Annotated in this window: 4 protein-coding genes; 2 read left to right on the top strand and 2 right to left on the bottom strand. The window is 62.6% G+C overall.

Annotated features, from left to right (window positions below):
- The coding region (locus BGN91_RS16815; RefSeq protein ID WP_292615127.1) for a DUF2585 family protein at window positions 1-263 on the top strand (263 nt) is incomplete at its 5' end.
- A 39-nt stretch (window positions 264-302) separates the two neighbouring features.
- Complete coding sequence (gene hslU / locus BGN91_RS16810) at window positions 303-1,604, top strand: ATP-dependent protease ATPase subunit HslU (protein WP_292615125.1); 1,302 nt, start codon at window positions 303-305, stop codon at window positions 1,602-1,604.
- 208 nt (window positions 1,605-1,812) lie between these two features.
- Here hslU and BGN91_RS16805 read toward each other — a convergent pair whose 3' ends face one another.
- Together BGN91_RS16805 and BGN91_RS16800 are read right to left on the bottom strand one after the other, a co-directional pair.
- Window positions 1,813-2,403, bottom strand: coding sequence for a Smr/MutS family protein (locus BGN91_RS16805; protein WP_292615123.1), 591 nt, complete (start codon window positions 2,401-2,403; stop codon window positions 1,813-1,815).
- On the bottom strand, window positions 2,400-3,393 hold a 994-nt coding region (locus BGN91_RS16800), incomplete at its 5' end, for an MltA domain-containing protein (protein ID WP_292615122.1). The genes BGN91_RS16805 and BGN91_RS16800, both read right to left, overlap by 4 nt.

The raw sequence follows: 3,393 nt of genomic DNA, 5'->3' as shown, positions 1-3,393 counted from the left end.
TCATCGATCGCTATCGCGCAGCGACGATTTCCCTGGACTACTACGGCGACAGCATCGTCAATTCGCTGTCCGACACTCTCGCGATGATCGCGGGATTCGTGCTGGCGCGCAAACTGCCGATTGCCTTGACGATCCTGCTGGCAGTCGCGTTTGAAGTGCTGGTCGGACTGCATATCCGCGACAACCTGACGCTCAACGTCATCATGCTGATCCATCCGTTCGAATCCGTCCGGCACTGGCAGGCCGGGCCGCCCATCATCTGACCGCTTGTTACCGCAACGTTTCACCATATCTTCGAGATCATGATGCACTTCTCCCCTCGCGAAATCGTTTCCGAACTCGACCGTTTCATCGTCGGCCAGACCGACGCCAAGCGCGCCGTCTCGATCGCCTTGCGCAATCGCTGGCGACGCCAGCAATTGACCGGGCCGCTGCGCGAGGAAGTGCTGCCGAAAAACATCCTGATGATCGGGCCGACCGGCGTCGGCAAGACCGAGATCGCACGGCGGCTCGCCAAGCTGGCGAACGCACCGTTCCTCAAGGTCGAGGCGACGAAGTTCACCGAGGTCGGATATGTCGGGCGCGACGTCGAACAGATCGTTCGCGATCTCGTGGAGGTTGCGATCAACCAGACGCGCGAGCGCAAGCGCAAGGACGTTCAGGCGCGCGCCCAGCTCGCCGCGGAGGAGCGCGTGCTCGATGCGCTGGTCGGCGCCAACTCGAGCGCCGCCACGCGCGATTCCTTTCGCAGGAAATTGCGCGCCGGCGAACTCAACGACAAGGAGATCGAAGTCGAAACGCAATCCTCCGGCGGAGCGCCGATGTTCGAGATCCCGGGGATGCCCGGTGCGCAGGTCGGCGCGATTTCGATCGGCGATATTTTCGGCAAGATGGGCGGGCGAACCAAGACCCGGCGGCTGACCGTTGAGGATTCGCACGAAATCCTGGTCAACGAGGAATCCGACAAGCTGCTCGATACCGATCAACTTACGCAGGAGGCGATCGCCACGGTCGAGAACAACGGCATTGTGTTTCTCGACGAGATCGACAAGATCTGCGTGCGTGACGGCCGCAGCGGCGGCGACGTGTCGCGCGAAGGCGTGCAGCGCGACCTGCTGCCGCTGATCGAGGGAACGACGGTCTCCACCAAGCACGGCGCGGTCAAGACCGACCACATTCTGTTCATCGCGTCAGGCGCGTTTCACATCGCCAAGCCGTCGGATTTGCTCCCCGAGTTGCAGGGGCGGCTGCCGATCCGCGTCGAACTGGATGCTCTGACGCGCGACGACATGCGGCGCATCCTGACCGAGCCCGAGGCCTCGCTCATCAAGCAATATATCGCGTTGATGCAGACCGAAGGCGTCACGCTCGACTTCTCCGACGACGCTATCGACGCGCTTGCGGATATTGCGGTTGCGGTGAATTCCACGGTCGAGAACATCGGCGCCCGGCGGCTGCAGACGGTGATGGAGCGGGTGCTCGACGATGTTTCGTTCTCGGCGCCCGACCGAAATGGAGAGACCGTTCGAATCGACGCCGCATACGTTCAGAAGCACGTCGGCGATCTGGCCAAGAACGCCGACCTGAGCAGGTTCATTCTCTAGAGTCTTCCACCGTTAGAGTCTTCCACCGCTTCATGGAAACGGGTGGAAGACTCTAGGTTATTGATTTGACGCGCTTTCTTCACGCGAACCGGATACCACTTCGCTCGAAAACGCTATAGCGTCCGCTCCACCTGCGTTGAATCAGGCTCGTCGCTTATCTTTTGTTTGAGCATGATCTTTTCCGAAAGCCGGTTTCCACTTTTCGGGATCATGCTCTAAAACCCCGCGCGCGTCGCAGGCGGACGTACAGCGCACCCTCGCCGCCGTGACCGACATGCGCCTCGTCGAAGCCGGCGACCAGCGAGCGGAATTCCGGCAGGGCGAGCCATTGCGGGACCTGCCGGCGAAGCACGCCGCGTCCGGAATCAGGATCGGCCGCCCGGCCCTTGCCGGTGATGACAAGCACGAAGGTCAGACCATCGCTTGAGGCGTTCTGCAGAAAGCGCAACAGGACACGATGCGCCCGCGTCTGCGTCATGCCATGCAGGTCGATCCGGGCGTCGATGTCTTTGCGTCCACGCGACAATTGCGATCGCTCGCGTCGCGTGAGCGATACGGGCGGCGGAGCTTTTGTCCTTCTGACTTTGGCGACGTCGGATGACGTCGGCCTTGGCGCCGGAGCGGACGGCACCGCGATGCCTGCTGCCTCGCGCAACGCCACGGAAGCTCCAGTCGATCGAGAGCGTTTGCGCAACGGTTTGGCCTGGCCGGCGACGCTCTCCCACAATTGACGCTCGTCATCCGTAAGAACGCGCTGGCGGCGCGGTCGTGCGAGGGTATCCGGCGACGGGCGTTTCATCGTACCGGGCTGCGCCAGCGCCGGCGGTGATGACGCCGCGGATGACGATCGGACCTGACTTCAGGCCGCATCACCGGAGACGGAACGGTTCCTGAGGACGCAGCTTTCGCCGCCGGCACGGCAGTAGTCCCGGCCGGCTCGCCGGCCGGGCCGACGGCGGGCGGTTGAGGAGTAACCGCGGGCTTGCGATCCTTCGCAGGAAACAATCTGGCGATCTTCGCCGACGGTCGCTTTTCCGGAAGCGGCATGGTTCTGCCGCGGGCGATTGGATCGAGGCTGTTCGGAACAAGCATCACGAAATGCATATTGTGGCGCAGGCGGCCCGACACGCGGCCTGCTTCCGACCCTGCGCCGAAGTAAAGGTCGGCGCGAGCCGGGCCGACGATCGCCGAGCCGGTATCCTGCGCGATCATCAACCGATGGAACGGGGTTTTCGCCTGTGCGGATTCGATCGGCAGTTCGCCTTCGATGAAGAACGGCGTGCCGTAGACATGCAGCGATTTATCGACTGCGATCGACCGGCCGGGTACCAGCGGCACGCCCTGCGCGCCGACCGCCTCGTCATTGTCCGAAAGCTTTACCTCGTGGAAGAAGACATACGACCGGTTTTGGCGGCGCAACTCCGTGGCTCCATCCGGGTTTTCAGTCATCCACTGCCTGATGCGCTGCATCGACATCTGGTCCTTCGGGATGATGTTGCGCTCGATCAGGATACGGCCGACGGCGGTATAGGGATAGCCGTTATAGGAATCATAGTTGATGCGCAGGGTCGAGCCATCCTCGAGATGAACGCGCGCGGAGCCCTGGATTTGCGTGAACAGCAGATCGGTCTGGCTCTTGAGCCAGCAGATCTCAAGGCCGCGGCCCGCGATCGCGCCGTCCTCGATTTCGGCGCGATCGTAGTAGGGAACAAGCTTTCGGCGGCCGATCTTGCGATATACGGGTCCGCTGTTCGGCAGGCTCGGCGCGCTCTGCGTGAAACCCCGGACG

The organism is Nitrobacter sp. 62-13, assembly GCF_001896955.1.
In the GTDB taxonomy this organism is placed as follows: domain Bacteria; phylum Pseudomonadota; class Alphaproteobacteria; order Rhizobiales; family Xanthobacteraceae; genus Nitrobacter.
Note: the sequence above shows the minus strand (reverse complement) of the source record. Positions and strands in the feature narration are given on the sequence as shown.